Below are 2,609 nucleotides of genomic sequence, written 5' to 3'. Positions count from 1 at the left end.
GCCTACGAGCTGGGCTGGAACGCTGCCGCCGCACGCCGCGATGCCGACTTCGATGCCTTTGACGCCGAATGGGAGCGCGAATGGACCACGCGCCGTGGCGCCAGCCATCTTGACTGGGACCAGGCCCGTCCCGCAGCCCGCGCCGCCTGGGCGCGCGCAGGCAGCCGTGATGTCCGTGACGAGACGGGCACCATCGTCGCCCCCGCCTATACGGGCGATATCGACAACGACGATGTGGTGGACGTGCTCAACGACCTGCTTGAATCCTGCCGCGATGGCGAGTACGGCTTCCGCACCTCCTCCGAGAACGCCGACTCGCCCGACCTCAAGGCCCTGTTCATGCGCCATTCCACCGAGTGCGGCGCTGCCGCGCGGGAGCTGGAAGCGGAAATCCGCAGGCTCGGCGGAGAGCCGGCATCGGGCGGCACGGTGGCCGGCGCGCTGCACCGGGGCTGGGTGTCCGTGAAGACGGCCCTGACCTCGCAGGACGACAAGGCGGTGCTGGAGGAATGCGAGCGCGGCGAGGACTCCGCCCTCGCCCAGTACCGCAAGGCGCTCAAGCAACCGCTGCCCCCGGCCGTGCGCGTGGTGGTGGAGCGCCAGGCACAGGGTGCCCAGCGCAACCACGATGAAGTGCGCGACCTGCGCGACCGTTACCGCAGCGCAGCCTGACCGCGCATCCCGCGCACCGCGCGGGCCACGGCATCGTCAGCCGCCCACGCCATAGGGCGCAAAGCGGCTGGCGTTCTCATCCACATGCAGCGCCTTTCCCACATAGGGAAAGGCGCGCTGCGTGCACTGGTCGCGTTCGCAGACCTTGCAGCCCATGCCGATGGGCGTGGCCGATTCCGGATCGCCCAGGTCCAGCCCCTTGGCATAGACCAGGCGCGCGGCATGGCGTATGTCGCAGCCCAGGCCGATGGAGAAGGTCTTGCGCGGCGAACCATAGCCGCGCTGCCCGTGCGAGACCGAGCGTGCAATCCACAGGTAGCGCCGTCCATCGGGCATGCTGGCCAACTGGCGCAGCACCTGGTCGGGCTGGCCGAAGGCCTCGTACACCGTCCACAGCGGGCAGGTGCCGCCCGTGCGGCTGAAGTGGAAATGCGTGGCCGACTGGCGCTTGGAGATATTGCCCGCGCGGTCCACGCGCACGAAGAAGAAGGGCACGCCCGGTGCGCCCGGCCGCTGCAGCGTGCTCAGGCGGTGGCAGACGGTTTCAAAGCCCACGCCAAAGCGCTGGCCCAGCAGGTCGATGTCGTAGCGCAGTTGCTCGGCCGCCTCCAGGAACAGGTCGTAGGGCAGCAGCAGCGCGCCCGCAAAGTAGTTGGCCAGGCCCACGCGGGCGAGCTTGCATGACGCCGGATCGCCCTGGAAGGCGGCGGTGGCGATCAGCCGGTCCAGCGTGTCGCCCATCTCCAGCAAGGCCAGCTGCGTGCCCAGCTGGAAGGCCTGTTGTGCAGGCTCCAGCGCCGAGGACAGCCACAGCGAGCGCGTGGCCGGGTCGAAGCGGCGCTGGCTTTGCCGGGAGTCTTCCGAACGATGCACCTGCACGCCGTGGCGCTGCTGCAGCCGCCGAACCAGCCAGTCCGCCAGATGGCCCGGGTCCGCGCGCGCCTCGCCGGCCAGGGCCTGGGCCGCGCGGTCCACTTCATCGAAGTAGTTCTGGTGCGCAAAGAAGAAATCGCGCACGGCCTCGAACGGCATGGTGCGCGCCACCGGCATGTCCGAGCGGTCATCGCCCAGCCTGAGCGACATGCTCTCTATGCGCTCCAGGGCTTCCAGATGGCGGCGGTGCAGCGCCATCACCGCACGCCCCAGGGCGGGCATCTGCGCGGCGACTTCCTGCAGCTCGGGCAGGGCAATGGATTCGGGCGCCTCGGCAAGGGCCTCGCGCAGGCCGGCGACCAGGCGCGCTTCCTCGTCCTCCGAGAACTGCTGGATATCGACGCCCAGCGCACGGTTGAGCTTGAGCAGCACCGACACCGTCAGCGGCCGCTGGTTCTGCTCCAGCTGGTTCAGGTAGCTGGGCGACAGGCCCAGCGCGTGGGCCAGGGCGATCTGGGACAGGCCGTGCTCCGCGCGCAGTTTGCGCAGCTTGACGCCCATGAATGTCTTCTTCATGCCTGTTTCCTCGGGTGGCTGTTATTCGCAGAATTCGCAATATCGTGGGTTTCGTTTCGCAAGAATTCGCCTTTTCAGCCCTATGGCTGAGGCGCTATTTTGCGTAGATTGCGAAGCATGACAACACCTGCTGGAACCGCCGAGCTGCGCGAACTGGTATTGCCCGCGCTGGCCAACCACCACGGCACGCTGTTCGCGGGCCAGGGCCTGCAGCTCATGGCCAAGGCCGCCTTTCTGGCAGCGCGCAGCCTGGCGCAGCGCGAGGTGGTGATGGCCGCCGTCACCGGCGTGGACTTCCTGGCGCCCGTGCCCGTGGGCCACGAGATCGTCCTGCGCGGCTGGGTCAGCCGCGTGGGGCGCAGCTCCATGACGGTCTGCGTCACCGCATCGGCCCAGGCGCCGGGCATTGCCTGCGAGGACGTGCTCAAGGGCCTGTTCGAGATGGTGGCTGTCGACCACAACGGCCTTCCTGCCGCCATTGCCCATTC

At 68.7% G+C, this 2,609-nt stretch carries 3 protein-coding genes; 2 read left to right on the top strand and 1 reads right to left on the bottom strand.

Annotated features, from left to right (window positions below):
• The coding region (locus JHD82_RS28800) for a PA2169 family four-helix-bundle protein (protein ID WP_199140295.1) at positions 1-672 on the top strand (672 nt) is incomplete at its 5' end.
• 36 nt (positions 673-708) lie between these two features.
• Here the strand turns inward: JHD82_RS28800 and JHD82_RS28795 are convergent.
• Entirely contained in the window at positions 709-2,121 is a 1,413-nt protein-coding gene (locus JHD82_RS28795; RefSeq protein WP_034397257.1) for a short-chain fatty acyl-CoA regulator family protein, read from the bottom strand.
• Positions 2,122-2,238: 117 nt separating this feature from the next.
• Between JHD82_RS28795 and JHD82_RS28790 the strand changes: the two genes are divergently transcribed.
• Positions 2,239-2,609: acyl-CoA thioesterase (locus JHD82_RS28790; protein WP_199140293.1), on the top strand; the 371-nt coding region annotated here is incomplete at its 3' end.

Source organism: Delftia sp. ASV31 (genome assembly GCF_016428765.1).
Taxonomy (GTDB): domain Bacteria; phylum Pseudomonadota; class Gammaproteobacteria; order Burkholderiales; family Burkholderiaceae_C; genus Comamonas; species Comamonas acidovorans.
The sequence above is the reverse complement of the archived record's forward strand: the minus strand, read 5'-3'. Positions and strand labels throughout refer to the sequence as shown.

Excerpts from the sequence above, each read along its gene's own strand:
- JHD82_RS28795 (WP_034397257.1), bottom strand. The coding sequence starts at position 2,121 with ATGAAGAAGACATTCATGGGCGTCAAGCTGCGCAAACTGCGCGCGGAG.